This is a genomic window from Enhydrobacter sp., from assembly GCA_025808875.1.
Lineage (GTDB): Bacteria > Pseudomonadota > Alphaproteobacteria > Reyranellales > Reyranellaceae > Reyranella.
On record CP075528.1, the window covers coordinates 4,383,092 to 4,403,447 of the forward strand.

At 68.0% G+C, this 20,356-nt stretch carries 18 protein-coding genes; 8 read left to right on the forward strand and 10 right to left on the reverse strand.

What is annotated here, in order from left to right:
• Positions 1-6: 6 nt before the first annotated feature.
• Positions 7-195, forward strand: coding sequence for a hypothetical protein (locus KIT25_21740; GenBank protein ID UYN94617.1), 189 nt, complete (start codon positions 7-9; stop codon positions 193-195).
• Here the strand turns inward: KIT25_21740 and KIT25_21745 are convergent.
• On the reverse strand, positions 192-1,799 hold the full coding sequence (locus KIT25_21745) for an MBL fold metallo-hydrolase (GenBank protein ID UYN94618.1): 1,608 nt from the start codon (positions 1,797-1,799) through the stop codon (positions 192-194). The two genes, KIT25_21740 and KIT25_21745, sit on opposite strands and share 4 nt — an antisense overlap.
• Positions 1,796-3,292, reverse strand: coding sequence for a thymidine phosphorylase family protein (locus KIT25_21750; GenBank protein ID UYN94619.1), 1,497 nt, complete (start codon positions 3,290-3,292; stop codon positions 1,796-1,798). Before KIT25_21750 ends, KIT25_21745 begins: the two co-directional genes overlap by 4 nt.
• Positions 3,293-3,432: 140 nt before the next feature.
• On the opposite strand from KIT25_21750, the gene KIT25_21755 reads away from it, so the two are divergent.
• The 3 genes from KIT25_21755 (at position 3,433) to KIT25_21765 (ending at position 5,884) form a co-directional block, all read left to right on the forward strand.
• On the forward strand, positions 3,433-3,792 hold the full coding sequence (locus KIT25_21755) for a hypothetical protein (GenBank protein UYN98022.1): 360 nt from the start codon (positions 3,433-3,435) through the stop codon (positions 3,790-3,792).
• A 78-nt stretch (positions 3,793-3,870) separates the two neighbouring features.
• Positions 3,871-4,836 (forward strand): GTP-binding protein, encoded by a 966-nt coding sequence (locus KIT25_21760; protein UYN94620.1) that lies wholly within the window; start codon positions 3,871-3,873, stop codon positions 4,834-4,836.
• A gap of 4 nt (positions 4,837-4,840) precedes the next feature.
• Positions 4,841-5,884, forward strand: a complete 1,044-nt coding sequence (locus KIT25_21765; GenBank protein ID UYN94621.1) for a WD40 repeat domain-containing protein — start codon at positions 4,841-4,843, stop codon at positions 5,882-5,884.
• On the opposite strand, the gene KIT25_21770 is transcribed toward KIT25_21765, so the two are convergent.
• Positions 5,881-7,104 carry a Bcr/CflA family multidrug efflux MFS transporter gene (locus KIT25_21770; GenBank protein ID UYN94622.1) on the reverse strand — a complete coding sequence of 408 codons (1,224 nt, stop codon included), beginning with the start codon at positions 7,102-7,104 and terminating at the stop codon, positions 5,881-5,883. The two genes, KIT25_21765 and KIT25_21770, sit on opposite strands and share 4 nt — an antisense overlap.
• A gap of 40 nt (positions 7,105-7,144) precedes the next feature.
• On the opposite strand from KIT25_21770, the gene moeB reads away from it, so the two are divergent.
• From moeB to KIT25_21790, 4 genes are read left to right on the forward strand one after another with little or no spacing between them, the layout of a single operon-like run.
• A complete protein-coding gene (gene moeB, locus KIT25_21775) occupies positions 7,145-7,915 on the forward strand; it encodes a molybdopterin-synthase adenylyltransferase MoeB (protein ID UYN94623.1) in 771 nt (256 codons plus the stop codon).
• Positions 7,912-8,295: a DsrE family protein gene (locus tag KIT25_21780; protein UYN94624.1), complete on the forward strand. Its 384-nt coding sequence runs from the start codon at positions 7,912-7,914 to the stop codon at positions 8,293-8,295. Before moeB ends, KIT25_21780 begins: the two co-directional genes overlap by 4 nt.
• An 18-nt stretch (positions 8,296-8,313) precedes the next feature.
• Complete coding sequence (locus KIT25_21785) at positions 8,314-9,291, forward strand: adenosine kinase (GenBank protein ID UYN94625.1); 978 nt, start codon at positions 8,314-8,316, stop codon at positions 9,289-9,291.
• On the forward strand, positions 9,288-10,694 hold the full coding sequence (locus tag KIT25_21790; GenBank protein UYN94626.1) for an MFS transporter: 1,407 nt from the start codon (positions 9,288-9,290) through the stop codon (positions 10,692-10,694). Before KIT25_21785 ends, KIT25_21790 begins: the two co-directional genes overlap by 4 nt.
• A gap of 166 nt (positions 10,695-10,860) precedes the next feature.
• On the opposite strand, the gene phoB is transcribed toward KIT25_21790, so the two are convergent.
• The 7 genes from phoB to KIT25_21825 form a co-directional block, all read right to left on the reverse strand.
• Positions 10,861-11,601 carry a phosphate regulon transcriptional regulator PhoB gene (phoB, locus tag KIT25_21795; GenBank protein ID UYN94627.1) on the reverse strand — a complete coding sequence of 247 codons (741 nt, stop codon included), beginning with the start codon at positions 11,599-11,601 and terminating at the stop codon, positions 10,861-10,863.
• Entirely contained in the window at positions 11,598-12,311 is a 714-nt protein-coding gene (phoU, locus tag KIT25_21800) for a phosphate signaling complex protein PhoU (GenBank protein UYN94628.1), read from the reverse strand. The genes phoB and phoU overlap by 4 nt, the downstream gene beginning before the upstream one ends.
• Before the next feature lie 16 nt (positions 12,312-12,327).
• Positions 12,328-13,143, reverse strand: coding sequence for a phosphate ABC transporter ATP-binding protein (pstB, locus tag KIT25_21805; protein ID UYN94629.1), 816 nt, complete (start codon positions 13,141-13,143; stop codon positions 12,328-12,330).
• Between the two features lie 16 nt (positions 13,144-13,159).
• A complete protein-coding gene (pstA, locus tag KIT25_21810) occupies positions 13,160-14,902 on the reverse strand; it encodes a phosphate ABC transporter permease PstA (GenBank protein ID UYN94630.1) in 1,743 nt (580 codons plus the stop codon).
• 19 nt (positions 14,903-14,921) lie between these two features.
• Positions 14,922-17,561, reverse strand: a complete 2,640-nt coding sequence (locus KIT25_21815; GenBank protein ID UYN94631.1) for an ABC transporter permease subunit — start codon at positions 17,559-17,561, stop codon at positions 14,922-14,924.
• 87 nt (positions 17,562-17,648) lie between these two features.
• Entirely contained in the window at positions 17,649-18,626 is a 978-nt protein-coding gene (locus tag KIT25_21820; GenBank protein ID UYN94632.1) for a phosphate ABC transporter substrate-binding protein, read from the reverse strand.
• 326 nt (positions 18,627-18,952) lie between these two features.
• Positions 18,953-20,323 (reverse strand): PAS domain-containing protein, encoded by a 1,371-nt coding sequence (locus KIT25_21825; protein UYN94633.1) that lies wholly within the window; start codon positions 20,321-20,323, stop codon positions 18,953-18,955.
• Between the last annotated feature and the right edge of the window lie 33 nt (positions 20,324-20,356).

Below are 20,356 nucleotides of genomic sequence, written 5' to 3' on the forward strand. Positions count from 1 at the left end.
GACGCAATGTCCCACTGGATCATGGGTATCCTGTCCGCCCTGTTCGGCCTGATCGGCTTGTTCATGGCCTCCGCCGCGCACGATACGGGGATCTTCCTGTTCGGCATGGCGATCATGCTGTTCGCCGTTCTGTTCTGCTGGTGGATGATCAAGACCGCCTACGACGAGGCCGAGCGCGCGTCGTCCGGCGACTAGCGCCCGCGATGGCTGTCGATGACCCGCCGGACCTCGCCCAGGAGCCGCCGGCGCGTGCGGTCGTCGGTCGCCTGGCGCAACGCGGCCCTGAGGTCGAGCAGCATTTGGGCATAGTCGTTGTGCCAGTCGCGTTGCGCCGAGGCCTCGCCGGCATCGAGTCGGGGCGGCAGCGCGGACGTGGAGGGTTCGGCCACCCACCGGCCGTCCCGGTGCACGAGGGCGAACGACTGGTCGAGCCCGGGAACGACGATCCTTTGCCGTGGCACTCCCGCCGCCGCCAAGGCTTCGGCGAAGCCCTCGATCGACCGCTCCTCGCCATGGACCAGCAAGGCGGTGCCGAGCGACGGCAGTGTCGGCCGCGCCCAGGCGAGCAACTCGTCGCGGTCGGCGTGTCCCGAATAGGCGTCGATGGTGCGGATGCGCGCCTTGACCCTGACCTCCTCGCCGTGGATGCGGACCTGCGAGGCGCCGTCGCGGATCAACCCGCCCAGCGTTCCCGGCGCCTGGTAGCCGACGAACAGCACGGTCGAATCGGGCCGCCACAGATGATCCTTCAGGTGATGTTTCACGCGTCCGGCCTCGCACATGCCCGAGCCCGCCAGCACGACGGCGCCACCGTGGATGCGGCCGATCGCCTTGCTCTGCTCGACCGTCTCGGTCAGCCGGAAGTCGCCGGCCGAGAACAGCCGACCGTCCTCGGAGCGGTCCAGCGCATGGCGATGCCGATGGAAGACTTCCGTCGCCCGGCCGGCGAGCGGCGAGTCGAGGAACACTGGCACGGACGGCAGCGCGCCCTGGCGTTCGAGCTGGGCGATGTCCTCCAGGATCTCCTGTGTGCGCTCGACGGCGAACACCGGAACGATGACGTTGCCGCCCGCCGCCAGACCCTGGGCCAACTCGCGGCCGAGCAGCGCCCGTCGCTCGGCCGCCGACAACTTTGGCCGCACCGTGTCGCCGTAGGTCGATTCGACGAGCAGGATGTCGGCCGGCGCCGGCGGTGTCGGGTCGGGTTGTAGCGCCTTGTCGGTCGGTCCGATATCGCCCGAGAAGACGAGGCGGATCGGCCGGGGATTGGCGTCGACCTCCATCTCGACGAAAGCGCTGCCGAGGATGTGCCCGGCATTGCGCAGCCGCGCGCGCACGCCGGGGAGAGGTTCGAACCAGGAATTGTAGTCGCAAGCGTGGAGAAGCTCGAGCGAGGCCTCGGCGTCGGCCTTGGTGTAGATCGCGACCACCGGCGGCTCGGCGCGCCGTTCGTTGCGCCGGTTCAGTCGGTCGACGTCGTTCTCCTGGATGGCGCCCGCATCGGGCAGCAGCCAGCGCAGCAAGTCGCGGGTCGCCGGCGTCGTCCAGGCCCGACCGCGAAAACCGGCCAGCGCCAGTTTGGGAAAAAGCCCGGTGTGGTCGATATGGGCGTGCGTGAGGATCACGGCATGCACGTCGGTGGGGTCGAAGGGGAACTGCCGGTAGTTGAGCGCGCGCAGCGACTTCGGTCCCTGGAACATGCCGCACTCGACCAGCAGTTCGCCCACCGGCAGCGCCAGCCGGAAGTACGAGCCCGTGACGGTGCCGGCCGCGCCGTGAACGTGCAGGACGACGCTCACGACCGGCCCGCGACGGTGTAACCATCGCCATCCGCCGCGTGGCGCGAGGCGAAGCGGAAATCGGCCTCGAAGGCGGCATGGATGCGATAGAGCGGCTCGCCCTTTTCGACCGGCTCGCCGATCTTCTTGAAGAGATCGACCCCGGCGCCCTTGTCGGCCGGCGCGCCGGCCAGCCGGGCGATGCGTGCGAGACGGAGGCAATCGATCGCGCTCACGACTCCGTCATGCGCTGCCTTGACGTCGTGCGTCAGGCCGCCCGGCGCACAGGCCGCCGGCGGCGGGCCCTGCGCGGCCATGATGTGCCGCATCTTGGCGAGCGCCGCGCCGCTCTCGAGGATCTCACGGGCGCGCACGATGCCGCGGCCGCCGCGCAGCGCGGGGTCGAACTCCAGCACATGGCCGGCGAGGAACACCGCCCGCTCCTCGAGGTCGCGTGGCGCCGCCGGATCGCGCTCGAGCACCTGCATGACGTCGCGCGCCTCGAGCCATGGGCCGATGCCTCGGCCAACCGGCTGGCTGCCGTCGGTCGCCACCACTTCGGTCTGCAGCCCGACCTGGTCGGAGACGTACTCGAACAGCTTGCGCAGGGTCACGAAACGGCTGCGATCGCGCAGCTTCGCCGTGGGACCCACCGGCAGGTCGAGCAGCAGATGCGTCGAGCCGGCGGCCAGTTTCTTGGACAGGATCGAGGCCACCATCTGCTCAGGCGTGTCGATCGAGAGCGGCCGTTCGACCGTGATCAGCACGTCGTCGGCCGGCGACAGGTTGGCGTGGCCGCCCCACGCGAGGCAACCCTTCTCGGCAGCGACGATCTCGCGCATCTCGTCGGGCCCGAGATCGACCCGCGCCAGCACCTCCATCGTGTCGGCCGTGCCGGCCGGCGAGGTGATGGCGCGCGACGACGTCTTGGGAATCATCAGGCCGTGCGCCGCCACGATGGGCACGACGATCATCGACGTGCGATTGCCGGGAATGCCGCCGATGCAATGCTTATCGACGACGATACCGCCGTTGTCCCAGGCGAGCCGGCTGCCGACCGAGGCCATGGCCCGGGTGAGCGACAGCACCTCCGGCGCCGTGGTGAAGCGCGCCGAGGCGATCAGAAAGGCGGCGATCTCCATCTTGGAGTAGCGATGCGCGGCGAGATCCTCGGCGATCGCCCGATAGGCCTCGGGTGAGAGTTCCGCCCCGTCTATCTTGGCCCGGACATGGTCGAGGCTGGCCGGCGCCGCGGCCTGGGCGATTTCGACCGGAGCGCCATCGGGTAGTCCCAACTGTCGGAAGGCGAGCATCGACAGGCCGAGCTCATCCGGCGCCAGGATCGCCGGATCGTCGACGATGTTCAGCGTTGCCACGATGCGCCGGCCGCCGCCGGTGATCTCGATGCGGGCCAGCGCCAGGAATTCCTCGGCACGATAGAACGGGCAGCGGCGGGACAGGAAGGCGACGGTTTCCTGGCTGGTGTCGATGCCCAGCTTCCTCACTCGCAGCATTGGTTCCCGCCCTTCTTTCTGACCATCGGCCGCGCGCGCCTGGCCGGCTTTGACGTGCATCAACGCCCGACGGCAGCGTTTGGCCGATCCTGACGTTCATTAGCATGAGCCCGCACCGCGGGCGCGACGAGGAGCTTGCGATGGCCCTGAAGAAGATCCGCCTGGAACTGGCGCGCACGCCCGAATTCCCCGAGGGCAGCAGGATGCACGGCTACGAATTCACCGCACCGCTCGACGCCAGGGGCCATCTCGATGCCAAGGGCTGGGCGACCGCGAAGGACTCCTGCACGGTGCTGCGCTTCGCGCCCAACCAGGACGACGAGCACGGCACGCTGATCCACCGCCGCGACGGCAGCTGGGCCTTTTCCTACGCCCCGGGCGACGACGACGACGAACCCATCTTCAAGTTCGACCGCCACGTCTTCGTGCCCGGCGAGTACGTCACCGTCACCGAGCACGACGGCATCGCCCGCCCGTTCCGGGTCGCCACGGTGCGCTGAACGACGCCGCGTCGCTCGGCCACTGGACTCGGCACTCCCGCCAACCTATCTCAGGGGCCGGATTTTCGAGGGAGTCCCATGGCCCAAGCGCAAGTGCCCGTGACCGTCCTGACCGGCTATCTCGGCGCCGGCAAGACCACCCTGCTCAACCGCATTCTGAGCGAGCAGCACGGCAAGAAGTACGCCGTCATCGTCAACGAGTTCGGCGAACTCGGCATCGACAACGACCTCGTGGTCAACGCCGACGAGGAAGTCTTCGAGATGAACAACGGCTGTATCTGCTGCACCGTGCGCGGCGACCTGATCCGCATCATCGAAGGGCTGATGAAGCGCAAGCAGAAGTTCGACGGCATCCTGGTCGAGACCACCGGCCTCGCCGATCCGGGACCGGTGGCGCAGACCTTCTTCACCGACGAGGACGTCAAGGCGCGGACGCGCCTCGACGCCATCGTCACCGTGGTCGACGCCAAGCATTTCCTCGGCCAGCTCGAACAGGGCAACGAGGCCGAGGAGCAGGTCGCCTTCGCCGACGTGATCCTGCTCAACAAGACCGACCTGGTGGACCCCGAGGAGCTCGCCGAGGTCGAGGGCAGGATCAAGGCGATCAACCGCTACGCCCGCATCCACCGCACGCAGAAGAGCCAGGTCGAGCTGCAGGCCATTCTCGACAAGGGCGCCTTCGACCTCGACCGCATCCTCGAATTCGAGCCGCACTTCCTCGAGCATGGTCACGACCACGACCACGAGGAGGAGGTGAAGAGCCTGAGCGTCACCGCCGACCGGCCGGTCGATCCCGACAAGTTCCAGAAGTGGATGGGCGCCCTGCTGCAGCTCAGGGGCCAGGACATCTTCCGCAGCAAGGGCATCCTCGCCATCGACGGCGCGCCCAAGCGCTACGTCTACCAGGGCGTGCACATGATGATGGACGCCGGCTGGGGCACGCCATGGAAGGAGGGCGAGAAGCGCGCCAGCAAGCTCGTCTTCATCGGCCGCAACCTCGATGGCGACAACCTCAAGCGCGGCTTCGAAGACTGCCTCAAGTAAGCCCGTGAAGCTCGACCTCGCCAATCCGGCGTGGCGGCAGAGCCTGCCGCCCACCCGCACCGTCGCGACCGATGCGCCCGCCGCCGCCTGCGCCTTCAGTCGCGACGGCGGCACGGTCGCCTTCGCCATGGGCGACGGCGGCGTACGCCTGCTGCCTGCCGATCCGGCGGCGCCCGCACCCGACGCGGCGCCGCCGCTCCACCGGGGCGCCGTGCTCTGCCTGATCGGCGATCCGACGAGCGACGGCTTCGTGAGCGGCGGCGACGACGGCCGCCTGCTGCGCATCGCAGCCGACGGCGGTGCGATCGAGATCGCCCAGCAGACGGGCAAGTGGTTCGAACATCTGGCCGCGCATCGTGCGACGGGTGCCGTCGCAGCGAGCGCCGGCAAGACGGCCTATGTGCTGAAGGGCGGCGAGTTGCGCGAGTTCGGCCCGCATCAGAGCACCGTCGCCGGCGTCGATTTCAGCAAGGACGGCAGCCGCATCGCCTGCGCGCACTATGGCGGCGTCACGGTGTGGAGCATCGGCCAGGTCGCCCTGCCGCCGCGCCGTTTCGCCTGGGCGGGCAGCCATGTCGCGGTGAGATGGAGCACCGACGGCAAGTTCATCGCCACCGGCACGCAGGAGAATGACATCCATGTCTGGCGAATGGCGCAGGCCACCGACATGCGCATGCAGGGGTATCCCGCCAAGGTGAAGAGCCTGTCCTGGTCGGCCGACGCGCGCTTCCTGTTTACTTCCTCGCAGCCGGTCTTCACCGGCTGGCCGTTCGCCGGCAAGGGACCTGAAGGCAAGCCGCCGCTGCAGTTCGGCCAGGAGGGCGCCGGCCTGATGACCGTCGTCGCGGCGCATCCCGCGACGGACTACGTCGCCGGCGGCTATGAATCGGGTGAGCTGCAGCTCGGCGACATCAAGAGCAAGCGCTCGGTCGTGATCAAGCTCGCCGACAGTTCGCCCGTCACCTGCCTCGCCTGGTCGCCCGACGGCCAGAAGCTCGCCGCCGGCAACGACAGAGGCGATCTGCTGGTGATCGATCTGCGGCGCTAGCCGCGGCGTCCCACCAGCCACCGGTTGGAAAGCAGGCACAGCACGCCCGCGATGCCCATCGCCGTCGTCATGGGCGCGATGGTGCCGTCGAGCGTCTGGCCGACGATGGCGCCGAACAGCGCGCCCATGCCGAACTGCAGTACGCCGATCAGCGACGACGCCGTCCCTGCCATGTGCGGGTAGCGCTGCAGCGCCATCGCCATGGCGTTGGGACCGATCAGGCTGATGGTGGCGATCTGCGGCGCGAAGCAGAGCAGGAACGGCCACAGGCCGATGGTGCCGTGGCGCGCCTCGATGAAGCCCATGACCAGCGCCGCCGGCCCCACGACCGCCGGCACGATGACGGCGTGGCGCAGGATCTTGCCGGCACCGAACACCGGCGCGAACCGGGCGTTGAGCAGGCTGCCGATGGTCATGAACACCACCATGCCACCGAAGACCAGACCGTAGGCGCGCGGCGCGATGCCATAAGTCTCGATCAGCACGAAGGGCGAGCCCGACAGGAACGAGAACAGCGCGGCGAACTGAAAGGCACCGGTGAAGGCGTAGCCCATGAAGGCGCGATGGCGAAGCAGTTCGCCGAAACGCTTCAGCACCGAGCCGATCCGCAGCGGCTGGCGGTACTCGGGCCTGAGCGTCTCCGGCAGGCGCAGCCAGGCCGCCAGGAAGGCGACCACGCCGATCGCCGCCAACACCCAGAAGATCGCGCGCCAGCCCAGGTACCAGAGCACCTGCCCGCCGATCAGCGGCGCCAGCATGGGCGCGATCGAGGTGCAGGCCATCATCAGCGACATGGCGCGCGCCGCCTGATCCTTTTCGGCGAGGTCGCGCACCATGGTGCGCGCCAGCACGACGCCGCCGCATGCCGCCAGCCCCTGCAGGACGCGCAGGGTGACGAGGTGGCCCGCCGCGGCGGCGAAGGCGCAGCCCGCGCTGGCCAACACGTAGATCGCGAGGCCGACCAGGATCACCGGTCGGCGGCCGAAGCGGTCGCCCGCCGGCCCGTAGAATATCTGCCCGGCACCGAAGGCAATCATGAAGGCCGAGAGCGTGAGCTGGATGTCGCCCGCCGTGCCCTTGAGATCGCTGGCGATCACCGGCAGGGCGGGCAGATACATGTCGATGGAAAGCGGCGTGAAGGCCGAAAGAAGGGCCAGCAGCACCAACAGGAGCGGCGTCAGGGTCGGGCGGGTCGCCGCTGGAGCTGTTGGAGAGTTCATAGGCGCGTCGGCTCTATAGCCGACATGCTATAAGCGGGCCATGTCGCTGCCCGACATGACGGAAATGCAGATACGGCGCTACGCCCGGCACATCGTGCTGGCCGAGATCGGCGGCGTCGGCCAGGCGCGACTGATCGCCGCGCGCGTGCTGGTGGTGGGCGCCGGCGGGCTCGGCGCGCCCCTGCTGCAATATCTTGCGGCGGCGGGGATCGGCGCCTTGGGCGTGATCGACGACGACACGGTCGATCTCTCCAACCTGCAGCGCCAGGTCATCCATCGCACCTCCGACATTGGCCTGCCCAAGGTCGAAAGCGCCCATCGCGCGCTGGCCGACATCAACCCCGAGGTCCGCGTGGTCATGCATCCGCGACGCCTCACCGAAGCCAATGTCGACCAGATCATCGCCGGCTATGAGATCGTGGCCGACGGCAGCGACAACTTCGCCACGCGCTATCTGCTGAACGACGCCTGCTATCGCCTCAAGAAGACTCTGGTTTCCGCGGCGATACTTCGTTTCGACGGCCAGATCTCGACCTACAAGGCGTGGCGCGGCGCGGGCCATCCCTGCCTGCGCTGCATCTTTCCGGCGGCACCGTCGGAAGATGCCGTGCCGTCCTGCGCACAGGCCGGCGTTCTGGGGGCGCTGGCCGGCACGCTCGGCTCCCTGCAGGCGACCGAGGTGGTCAAGGAGGTCCTGGGCATCGGCCGCTCGCTGTCGGGCCGGCTGCTGACCTACGACGCGCTCGACGGCTCGTTCGAGGAGATGGCGATCACCAAACGCCCCGATTGCCCAACCTGCGGGACCGCATGAACGGCGTCTCGGTCATCGTCCGTTCCGGCGACTACGAGAGCGCCCACTATGCGCTGGCGCTGGCGAGTGCGGCGCTCGCGGTCAACAAGCCCGCCGTGCTGTTCTTCACCATGAACGGCATCCGCGCCCTGACCGGCCCGCCGGCGCGGCTCGACGAGTGGGGCCGCGACGCGCTCTATCGCGAGCGCGGCATCGGCGATTTCGAGACCCTGCTGCAGGCCTGTGTCGAGCTCGGCGCGAAGTTCATCGTCTGCGAGATGGGACTGCGCGCGCTCGCCATCGACGCGGGCGAACTGCGTGCCGACGTCCCGGTCACGATCGCCGGCATCGTGACCCTGCTGGAAGAGACCAGAGCCGGCATGCATTTGATTTCACTGTAGAGACACTCGGGAGACTTCATGACATCCGCCGCCTTCGACGTGCTGGGAATCGGCAACGCCATCGTCGACGTCATCAGCCATGCCGACGATGCCTTCCTGCGCAAGCACGCGTTGGCCAAGGGCGCCATGACCCTGATCGACGAGGCGCGCGCGGAGGCCCTCTACGCCGCGATGGGGCCTGGCGTGGAGATCTCCGGCGGCTCGTGCGGCAACACCATGGCGGGCGTCGCCTCGCTCGGCGGCAAGGGCGCCTACATCGGCAAGGTGCGAGACGACCAGCTCGGCGCCGTGTTCGGCCACGACATCCGCGCGGCCGGTGTCACCTTCGACACCGCGCAGGCGACCGAGGGGCCGGCGACGGCGCGCTGCCTGATCCTGGTGACGCCCGACGCACAACGCACCATGAACACCTATCTCGGCGCCTGCACTCGCCTCGGTCCCGCCGACATCGACGTCGCGCGCGTGGCCGCCGCGCGGGTCACCTACGTCGAGGGCTATCTGTGGGACGAGCCGGCGGCCAAGCAGGCGGTGCTGAAGGCGTTCGACGCCGCGCACGCGGCCGGCCGGCAGGTTTCGATAACGCTGTCGGATTCGTTCTGCGTCGACCGCTATCGCGCCGAGTTCCTCGAGCTGGTGCGCAGCAAGGTCGACATCCTGTTCGCCAACGAAGCCGAGATCAAATCGCTCTACCAGGTCGACGATTTCGACAAGGCCGTTGCCGCCGCGCGCAAGGACGCCAAGATCGCCGCCGTCACGCGCAGCGAGAAGGGCTCGGTGGTGGTCAAGGGCGGCGAGACCCACGCCGTGCCGGCCGCGCCGGTCGGCAGGGTGGTCGACACGACGGGCGCGGGCGATCTCTACGCGGCGGGCTTCCTATTTGGCCTGACGCACGGCAAGCCGCTGCCCGAATGCGCGCGGCTGGGCGGCATCGCCGCCGCCGAAGTGATCTCCCATGTCGGCGCGCGGCCGGAGAAGCCGCTGAAGGACCTGATTTGACCACAGTCGCCGACAAACGCAGCTGGCGCGAGACGCTGGCGACCTACACGCATCCGCGCGTCGTCCAGCTGCTGTTCCTAGGCTTCTCGGCCGGGCTGCCGTTCCTGCTGGTCTTCTCCACGCTCTCGGCGTGGCTGCGCGAGTTCGGTATCAGCCGCACCGCGATCGGTTTCATCTCGTGGATCGGCATCACCTACTCCTTCAAGTTCGTGTGGTCGCCCGTGGTCGACCGCGTGCCGCTGCCGCTGCTCACCGCCTGGCTCGGCCGGCGGCGCTCGTGGATGCTGCTGGCGCAGTCCGGCATCGCGCTCGGTCTGCTCGCCATGTCGTTCTGCGACCCACGCAAGGATCTGTGGTGGCTGGTCGTGTTCGCGCTGGTCGTCGCCTTTTGCTCGGCAACCCAGGACATCGCGCTCGACGCCTTCCGCATCGAGGCGACCGACGAAAGCCTGCAGGGCGCCACCGCCGCGACCTACCAGCTCGGCTATCGCATCGCCGTGCTGGCCGCCGGCGCGGGCGCGCTCTACATCGCCGAATTCGGCTCCTGGCCCGTCGCCTACCGGGCGATGGCGGCCCTCGGCCTGGTCGGCATCCTCACCACGCTCTCGATCGCCGAACCCGCTCGGCGCGTCGCCGCGGGCACCGACGAGCGTGAGGGCAAGCTGGCCGAGTTCGCCGCCCGGCTCGGCCGTCTGCCGTCGGGGCTGCAGCCGGCGCTGGTCTTCGTCTACGGCGCCATCGTCTGCCCGTTCGTCGACTTCTTCGTGCGCTACCGCTGGCACGGCCTCGTGCTGCTGGCCTTCATCGGCCTGTTCCGCCTGAGCGACATCGCCATGGGCGTGATGGCCAACCCGTTCTACATCGACATGGGCTTCTCGCTGTCGCAGATCGCCAACGTGACGAAGCTCTACGGCTTCGTCATGTCGATCGCCGGCGCCCTGCTGGGCGGCGCGCTGGTTTTCCGCGTCGGCGCGCCGCGGCTCCTGGTGCCCGCGGTCATCCTGATCGCGGGATCGAACCTCACCTTCGCCTGGCTCGCCTGGGTCGGTACGCCGGACACCTCGATCCTGACCGTTGCCATCAGCGTCGACAATCTGGTGAGCGGCATGGCGGGCTCGATCTTCATCGCCTTCCTGTCGGGCCTGACCAACGCCGCCTACACGGCAACGCAGTACGCGCTCTTCAGCTCGATCATGACCCTGCCCGGCAAGTTGATCGCCGGCTACTCGGGCTGGATCGTCGATAGCCTGCAGGCCAGCCTCGCCGCCACCGCCAAGTTCGCGGGCTACGCGGTGTTCTTCGTCTACACCACCGCGCTCGGCCTGCCAGCACTGGTGCTGGCGGTGCTGGTGCTGCACCACTTCCAAAAAGAAACCCCTCCTTCGGAGAAGGAGGGGCAGTAATGTCGGCGCGGGGTGTCTCCGTGCCGGGGGAACCTACCCGTTCCGGAGCGGGGCGTGGGGGTGCCGGCCCGAAGCGGGTGAGCGTGGTGTAGGGCGTCCACGCTACAAAACCGTGACTGGGGGTGTGGAAAACTCCTTGCCAGGGGCGCTACACCGACGCGTACCGCTAACCCTGCGCGTCGAGCGCGTAGCCGGCGGCGCGGACGGTGCGAATGAGGTCGGTGCCGTGCTCGCCGTTGAGCGCGATACGCAGGCGGCGGATATGCACGTCGACGGTGCGCGCCTCGACATAGACGTCCTTGCCCCACACCGCGTCGAGCAGCTGCTCGCGGCTGAAGACGCGGCCGGGATGCTCCATGAAATGGCGCAGCAGGCGGAACTCGGTCGGACCCAGATGCACCGGCTTGCCGGCGCGCACCACCCGATGCGCCACCAGATCCATCACCAGGTCGGCGTAGGTCAGCGCTTCGTCGGCGAGGGCCGGCCGGATGCGGCGCAGCACGGCGCGAATGCGCGCCACCAGCTCGGTCGGCGAGAACGGCTTGGCGACGTAATCGTCGGCGCCGGCGTCGAGCCCGCGCACGCGATCGCCCTCCTCGCCGCGCGCCGTCAGCATGATGATCGGGATGTTGGCGGTCGCGGTCTGGCGGCGCAGCTGGCGGCACACCTCGATGCCCGACATCAGGGGCAGCATCCAGTCGAGCAGGATGAGGTCGGGTGCGTCTTCCTGCACCGAGGCGATGGCCTCCTCGCCGTCGTGTGCGACGCCGACGCGGAAGCCCGATTGCTCGAGGTTGTAGCGCAGCAGCTCGACCAGCGCCGTCTCGTCCTCGACGATCAGCACGCGCGGCTTGAGCGCCACACCCTGCGTCTCGCGCCGCGAGGGGGACGTCGCCGCCACGCTCATGCCACGCCGCCCGCGGTGTAGATCGAGGCGCTGCCCTTCGGCCGGGCCTCGGCGAAGCTCTGGCCGGTCTTCCGGAAAGCCACCAGCTCGGCGATATTGGTGACGTGGTCGCCGGCGCGCTCGATGTTCTTGGCCATGAACATCAGGTGTGTGCAGGCGGTGATGTTGCGCGGATCTTCCATCATGTAGGTCAGCAGCTCGCGGAACAGACCAGTGTAGACGTGGTCGATCTCCTCGTCGCGCTGCCAGACGTCGCGCGCCTTGTCGACATCCTCGTCGGCGAAGGCATCGAGCACGTCTTTGAGCGCGGTACGCACCAGGCGCCCCAGCCGGTCGATGCCGGCGACCGCCGATGCCGGCGCATTGCCCTGGGTCAGCACCAGGCTGCGCTTGGCGGTGTTCTTGGCATAGTCAGCGATGCGCTCAAGCGCGGCGGCGATCTTGATCGACGACAGGATCACCCGAAGATCGACCGCCATCGGCTGGCGCAGCGCCAGCATCTTGACGGTCTGCTCCTGGACGGCGGTGTCGAGGGCGTCGACGCGGGCGTCGTCGGCGATCACCTGCTCGGCGACCGCGGTATCGCGCTCGCGCACGGCGACCAACGCACGGGTGAACTGACTCTCGGCCAGGCCGCCCATCTCGCTGAGGGAGGCGTTCAGGCGCTCGAGCTCCTCGTCGAAGCGCTTCAGCATGTGGTCGCTCGCCATGGCTCGTCCTTCTCGTTCAGCCGAAACGGCCGGTGATGTAGGCCTGCGTGCGATCGGCCTTGGGGGTGGTGAACATGACATCGGTGGCGCCGTACTCGACGAGCCGGCCCAGATACATGAAGGCGGTGTTGTTCGACACGCGCGCCGCCTGCTGCATGTTGTGGGTGACGATGACGATCGTGTAGTGACCGGCGAGCTCGTCGATCAACTCCTCGATTCGCGAAGTGGCGATCGGGTCGAGCGCCGAGCACGGCTCGTCCATCAGCAGCACCTCCGGGTCGCCGGCGATGGCGCGGGCGATGCACAGGCGCTGCTGCTGGCCGCCCGACATGCCGAGCGCACTCTCGTGCAGGCGATCCTTGACCTCGTCCCACAGCGCCGACCCGCGCAGAGAGCGTTCGACCGTCTCCTCGAGGACCGTCTTGTTGGTCACGCCGTCGACGCGCAGCGGATAGATCACGTTCTCGAAGATCGACATTGGGAACGGATTGGGCTTCTGGAAAACCATGCCCATGCGCTTGCGCAGGGCGATGACGTCGACACCCGGCCCGTAGATGTCGCGGCCGTCGATCTTCATCTGGCCCGAGATGCGCAACCCGTCGATGAGATCGTTCATGCGATTGATCGATCGCAGGAGGGTCGACTTGCCACAGCCCGACGGTCCGATCAGTGCCGTGACCAGGCCGCGCTCGACCTGCAGAGAGTTGCCGTAGAGCGCCTGCTTCTCGCTGTACCACAGCGAGAACGTGTCGATGTCGAGCGCCGCGCCTTTTTCGCCGCGCACCGGATGGTACACGGTCTTGTCGAATTCGATCTGGCTGCCGTCGGGCATGGGAGACTCCCGGACTCTAGAACTGGCTGCCGGCGAAGCGCCGGCGCAGGCGGTTGCGGATGTAGATCGCCGACGCGTTCATGACGACGATCAGAAGGATGAGCAGCAGCGTGGTAACGAACACCATCGGCTTGCCGGCCTCCGAATTGCGCGACTGGAAACCGACGTCGTAGATGTGGAACCCGAGGTGCATGAAGCTGCGCTCGAGATGGATGAAGGGGAAGTAGCCGTCGATCGGCAGCTCGGGCGCGAGCTTGACGACGCCCACCAGCATGAGTGGTGCCACCTCGCCCGCGCCGCGCGCCATCGCCAGGATGATGCCGGTCATGATGCCGGGCATGGCGCGCGGCAGCACGATGCGCCGGATGGTCTGCCACTTGGAGGCACCGCAGGCGAGCGAGCCCTCGCGCATGGAGCGCGGCACCGCGGCCAGCGCCTCCTCGGTGGCCACGATGACCACCGGCACGGTCAGCAGCGCGAGCGTCAGAGAGGCCCAGAACAGGCCGCCCGTGCCGAATGTCGGGCTCGGCAGGCGCTCTGGGAAGAACGCCTGATCGATCGTGCCTCCGACGAGGTAGGCGAAGAAGCCGAGGCCGAACACGCCGTAAACGATGGAGGGCACGCCCGCCAGATTGTTGACCGAGATGCGCACCACGGCGACGAGCCGCCCCTGCCTGGCGTATTCGCGCAGATAGAGCGCGGTGATGACACCGAACGGAGCCACGAAGATGACCAGGAGCAAGGTCATCGCCACGGTGCCGAAGATGGCCGGCAGGATGCCGCCCTCCGTGTTGGCTTCGCGCGGTTCGGTCGACAGGAACTCCCACCAGCGGCCGAAGTAAACGCCGAGCTTGTCAAAGAAGGACAGGTCGTTGGGCCGATAGAAGCGCACGACCGCCGACAGAGGCACGGTCTTTTCCTTGCCGCCGATCTCGGCGAAGGTGACGGTGTCCTTGGCATCCTCGGCGCGCAGCGCCTGGGCCCGCTTCGACAGCTCCTGAAAGCGCTCCTGCAGCGCCGCGCTCTGCTGATCGAGCCGCCGTTGGGCGGCCCTGTAGGCGTCGCTGCCGGTTCCGTCCGACAACTCGATCCGGCGCAACCGCAAGCGCTCCTTCTCGATCGTGTGATTGACGTCGCCGATCAGATCGCGCTCGATGTGGCGGATCGCCTCCCAGCGGGCCCGCGCCGCACGATGGGCTGCCGCCAGTCCCAATGGCGAAAGACGATCGGCCGGCACAGGATGGCCGTTCACCGTCGCCGCCTTGATCCGGCCGATCAACGCACCCCATTCCAGACGCTCGACATAGACCATGTCAGCCGGCCGCTCCATGGACGCGACGTCGTAGTCGGGCACCCAGCGGAAATCGTCGTTGTAGATATCGTAGTTGCCGATGCGGAACAGGGTCCTCTCGGCGAAGCCGTCGTTGCGGGCAATCGCCGCGCGCCGGTCGGGGGGCACCTTGGCGAGCTGCTCCGCGGTGACGCGAAAGCTCTCGCTGCGGAACGGCTCACCGGCCACCATCGTGCCGTCGACGAGGCGAACCACCTCGACGGGCTTCGGCCAGAACGTCACCAGCCCGTTCCAGAAAACCAGAGCCAACAGCCCGAAGATCAGCACGCAGCCGAGCGCCAACGCGCCGCCCAGCGCCCACTGGAAGGGCTCGCCGACGGCGCTGAGGTCGGAGGCATGGGCGCGCCGATAGACGCCGGTGCGCGCCTTCTCGACGGGGGCGGCAGACTCTATGTTGGCGACGGTCATACCCGTTCTCCCCGGCCGGTCACAGGGACACCGCACGCCGGCGGAAACGCTGGCGGATCACCTCGGCCACGGTGTTGACCACGAAGGTGATGGCGAACAGCGTCAGCGCCGCCAGGAACAGCATGCGGTAGAGCGAGTCGTTGCGCACGGCCTCGGGGAGCTCGACGGCGATGTTCGCCGACAAGGCGCGCAATCCGTTGAAGATGTTCATGTCGAGGATCGGCGTATTGCCGGCCGCCATCACCACGATCATGGTCTCGCCGACGGCGCGGCCCATGCCGATCATGACCGCCGCGAACACACCGCTCGCAGCCGTTGGCAGGATGACCTTGGTCGCGGTCTGCCATTGCGTCGCGCCGCAAGCCAGAGAGGCGCCGCGCAGGTGCTCGGGCACGGAATTCAGCGCGTCCTCGGCGATTGTGTAAATGATCGGGATCACGGCGAAGCCCATGGCGAAACCCACCACCAGCGTGTTGCGCTGGACGTAGGTGTCGATCATGCCGCCGCGCGGGTCGTATCCCACGCCCGACAGCAGCGTCGACACGACATAGGCCAGCAGCAGCGCCGCCAGGATCACCGCGAGCCAGCGTCCGCCGTCGATCGCCGCCGATCGGGTGCGTCCGGCACGTCGCAGCAACTCGTCGATGCGGGGCCCGGGACCGAAGCGGCGCAACCCGCGGGAGACGGCGACGAAGGCGATCGGCAGCAGGATGACGGTGAGGAACGGCACCGGCGAACCCTGATCGCGATTCACCCAGGCCTTGAAGTCGCCGGCGAACATCAGGCTCTCGAGCGGTCCGCCCAGCACGCCGGCCAACCAGATGCCGAACGCCAGAGCGACGAACATCAGCGCGAAGCGGGGCACACCGCTCAGCCGAATGGCCTGGGTTTGCGGCATGAACTGCCACAGATAGGCAGCTGCGATCAGCGACAGCGGCACGAAGACAAAGGCCAGCAAGACGCTGGCGATCTGCGTCTCGACGATGGGGGCGACGATCAGCGCGGCGATGAAGCCCAGCACCACCGACGGCAGCGACGCCATCATCTCCATCGCCGGCTTGACCACCGAACGCACCGTCGGGTGGAGGAACTCGGAAGTGAAGATCGCTGCCGCCAGAGCGATCGGCACCGCCATCAGGAGAGCGTAGAAGGTCGACTTCAGGGTGCCGAAGATCAGCGGCACGAGTGAGAATTTCGGCTCGAACGAATCGGTGCCGGACGACGACTGCCAAGTGTACTCGGGGCCCTGGTAGCCTTCGTACCAGACCTTGCCGAAGATCGACGACAGCGTCGTCTCCGGGTGTGGAATCGAGACGTTCCACTCGACGTAGCGGCCGCCGTCGGCGATCGCCAGCACCGCGTCGTCTCGCGGCGCGAAGGCGACCGCCTTGTAGTCGGCGGCGCCGAAGTCGGCGGGCGGCCTGAGCTTGAGAAGCGTCTGCTCGGTGGTGCTGTGCCGCACCCAGACCTCGCCCCTGGAATCGGCGGTGACGAACATCTTGCTGCGCTTGGACACGTCCATCGCCACGATGCCCGCGCCCTGCTTCTCGAGCCGATGGGCGCGCACCAGTGTGTAGCCGTCGGTCGACTGTGTTCCCGTTCTTTGCAGCCGGAAGTAGATGTCGACGGAACCGTCGGACGCGCCGACGACCAGCGACTGTTCGCCGATCAGGAAGGAAAATGCCGTGAGCTTCACGCCCTGGGGGAGCAGATTGACGGTTTCCGCGAGCCTGGGCTGATTCATGTTGCGGGTGTCGTAGCGGTGCACGCGTCCCGAGCGCTCGGCGATGTAGACCTGGTCGGCCTTCTCCGTCATCAACACCGCGGCCACCGACGTGCCTTCCGGCAAGGCGGGCAGCGTCGAAGTCACGATGTTGGTGGTTTCCTTGCGCGTCAGCAGGTTGACCTTGGTCTCGGCGAAGCTCAGACGCGCCACACCCTTTTCGTCGACAGTGACGAAGGCACGGGTCGGCCGCTCGACGGTGCCGCCCACCCGATAGTCGACCGCCACGATCGCCGCACCAGGCGCGACTTCCTGCGGATCGGCGATGGAGGCCGAGACTGAAATCGAGCGCGCCTGATTGCCGGGCAACTCGCTGAAGACGTGGCGGCCGTCGGTGCGATCCTTCCCCCCCAGCAGGGTGGCGTTGGGCGGCACGTCCCTGGCCGGCAGTACCTTGACGTCGAAGCCAATCTTCCCGAATCGAACGGTCCCGTCGGCGAAGCCGAAGGCGATGTCGCCCGTCGCGATGGTGCGGGCGAAGGCGGTGGCCCGTTTGCCGCCGAAATCCATGCTCGGCGCCTCGATGGCCTTGCCCGTGGGAACATGAAATGCCGCAGGATCGCCGGCAGTCGTGAGGGCGACGGACAAGGTTCGATACTCGTCCATGCGATCCATCACCACGTCGCCGGGCTTCTCTGCGGCGCGAGCGGCGACTGTCTCGACGACGGACCCGCCGGTGAACAGCGGCACCACGACCTCGAGCAAGAAGACCATGATGCCGAAGACGGCGAGGATCACGCCGAGGCCGCCTACGGTGATGATCCAGTCGGCCGCCTTGTCGGCGAGGATGACGGAGCGCTTCGTCGCCTTGTCGCGTCTGCCCACCAGGGCCGAGGCACCGCCCCCCTTGGCAGCGCTGGCTGCGTCCTGCGGCATTCCGATCCCCCCGTCCCTGCTACGCTGCGGCCCACCGGCCGCGATGACGGCGGCCGGCTTGTACCGGCCGCCGCGTTACATCCGATGCTACTTGATCTTCATCGCCTTGAGGTCGTCCTCGGCGATCGCCGACGTGACCGGGAAATAGCCGTCCTTGACGGTCGCGGCCTGGCCTTCCTTCGAGTAGATGAACTTGATGAACTCCGCCCGCACCGGCTCGACCGGCTGGTTGGGATTGATGTTGGTGTAGATGTAGAGGAAGCGAGCCAGCGGGTACTCGCCCGCATAGGCCATCTCGGCCGTCGCCTCGATGCACTTGCCACCGGACTTGGCCGACAGCGGGACGGCCTTGACGTCGGCGGTCTTGTAGCCGATGCCCGAGTAGCCGATGGCGAACTTGTCGGAGGCGATGCCCTGCACCACCGTCGACGAGCCGGGCTGTTCCTTCACCGAGTCCTTGTAGTCGCCATTGAACAGCGCGACTTCCTTGAAGTAGCCGTAGGTGCCCGAAGCCGAATTGCGGCCGTAGAGCGAGATCGGCTTGTTCGCCCATTCGCCCTCGACGCCGAGCTGCGACCAGGTCGTGATGTCCTTGTCGTTGCCGCCCTTGCGCGTCTTGGAGAAGATCGCGTCGACTTGCTGCAGCGACAGGCACTTGATCGGATTGTCCTTGTGGACGAACACAGCGAGCGCGTCGACGGCGCTGCGGATCACCATCGGCTTGTAGCCATACTTCTTTTCGAAGGCGTCGATCTCGGCGCCCTTCATCGGACGCGACATCGGCCCGAACTGGGCCGTGCCGGCGACGAGGGCCGGTGGCGCCGTCGAGGAACCCTTGCCCTCGATCTCGATCTTCACGTTCGGGTACATCTTGTTGAAGCCCTCGGCCCACAACGTCATCAGATTGTTGAGGGTGTCCGAGCCGATCGACTTCAGATTGCCCGAGATGCCGCTGACCGGCTTGTAATTCGGCAGCTTGGGATCGATGCCCTCTGCCTGGCCCGGCGCGGCCATTCCGAAGACCATCGCGGCAGTGGCCGCGGAAAGCACGATACGACGTTTCATGGGACCTCCTCTGTCTCGCCCGCGGAGAGTCCTAGGGAAGCGACAAGAAGGGACTATTTCGGAAAGGTTACAGTTGGATGACACGGCCTGCTCACCATCGTCGCGCCTGTGGGTGGATCGGCCGCGGCCGCGGTGCGAGCTTTCCACCATCCCTCCGCGGGCGCCGTCCGCTTCAATGGGCCATCTGGTCGATTATCCATTAAAATCAATGACTTGTGATGTCTCACGGAAGACACCGGTGAGACATCGGCCGTTGCGGCCCGTAGATGAGTGAGACGTCGAACTGCCTTTGCTCCGGCCAGAACGACCCTGATGCGGCGGCGCGTTCAGCGGGCGGCGGCGACCGGCAGGACGACGGTGAAGACCGAGCCCTCGCCCGGTGTGCTGCGGATCTCGAGGCGGCCGCGATGGCGGTTGACGACGTGCTTGACGATGGCGAGGCCGAGGCCGGTGCCGCCGAGCTGGCGCGAGCGCGCCGAATCGACTCGATAGAAGCGTTCGGTGAGTCGCGGCAGGTGGCCGGCGGCGATGCCCTCGCCCCGGTCGGCGACGGCGACGGCGATCCAGTCGCCACCGAGCGGCCGCGCCGTCACGGTGACCGCCGTCGCCGCGCGAGCGTACTTGAGCGCGTTGTCGATCAGGTTCTGGAACACGATGGTGAGTTCGTCGGCGTCGCCGCGCACCGACGGCAGGTTCGCCTCGATGGCGAGATCCAGCGCGACATCGCGCTGGCTGGCCTTGAGCTGCAGCAGGTCGCGCACGCCTTCCAGCACGCGGCCGAGGTCGACGGCGGCGGCGGGCATGGCGTGCTCGTGCTGCTCGATGCGCGACAGCATCAGGAGGTCGTCGACCAGGCGGCGCATGCGGTCGGCCTGCTCGGCCATGATGCCGAGGAAGCGCTCGCGCGCCGCCGGATCGTCGCGCGCCGGGCCGCGCAGGGTCTCGATGAAGCCGGCGAGGCCCGCGATCGGCGTCTTGAGCTCGTGGCTGGCGTTGGCGACGAAATCGGCGCGCATGCGCTCGGCGCGGCGCAATGCGGTGGTGTCGTGCAGCACGACGAGCGCCAACGAGCCGTCGGCGGCGGCGCGCGGCAGGCGCTGGACGTGGGCAACCATGTCGAGCTCGGGGGCGCCGGCCAGCACGAACTCGACCTCGGCGCGATCGGGATGGGTGAAGTTGCCGTCGGCGCCGGTGACGAGCAGCCCGTCGAGCGCGGCGAGTAGCTGCGGCTGGCGCAAGGTCATGGACAGGTCGCGTTCGGCCGCGACCGGTCCGAGCAGAGCGCGCGCCGCGCGGTTGGTGCGCACGACGCGGCGCTGACGGTCGACGGCGATCAGCGGGTCGGGCAGGCCGTCGACGACGGTCTGGGCGGAGGCGGCGAGATTGTCGGTCGCCGCGCGCTGGCGGCGCCAGCCGGCGGCGAGGGTGGCGGCGGCGGTGGCGAGCTCCTCGGTGGCGGGCGCGAAGGGCAGGCGCGGCATGACCGGCTCGCGCTCGCCCGACAGCTCGGCGACGAAGCGGGCGAAGCGGGCGAGCGATTCGAGGTAGCGCTGGACCAGCAGCACGGTGACGAGGCCGATGCCCGCCATCGCCAACAGCATGGCATGGCCGGAGAGCTCGTCCGACCACCACAGGACAGCCAGCGCCAGGTAGGACGGCGCGAGGACGGCGAGGTTGGCGGCGAGCGTGCGGCGCATGCCCGCCGACTATAGCGCGGTGGCCTCGTGCCC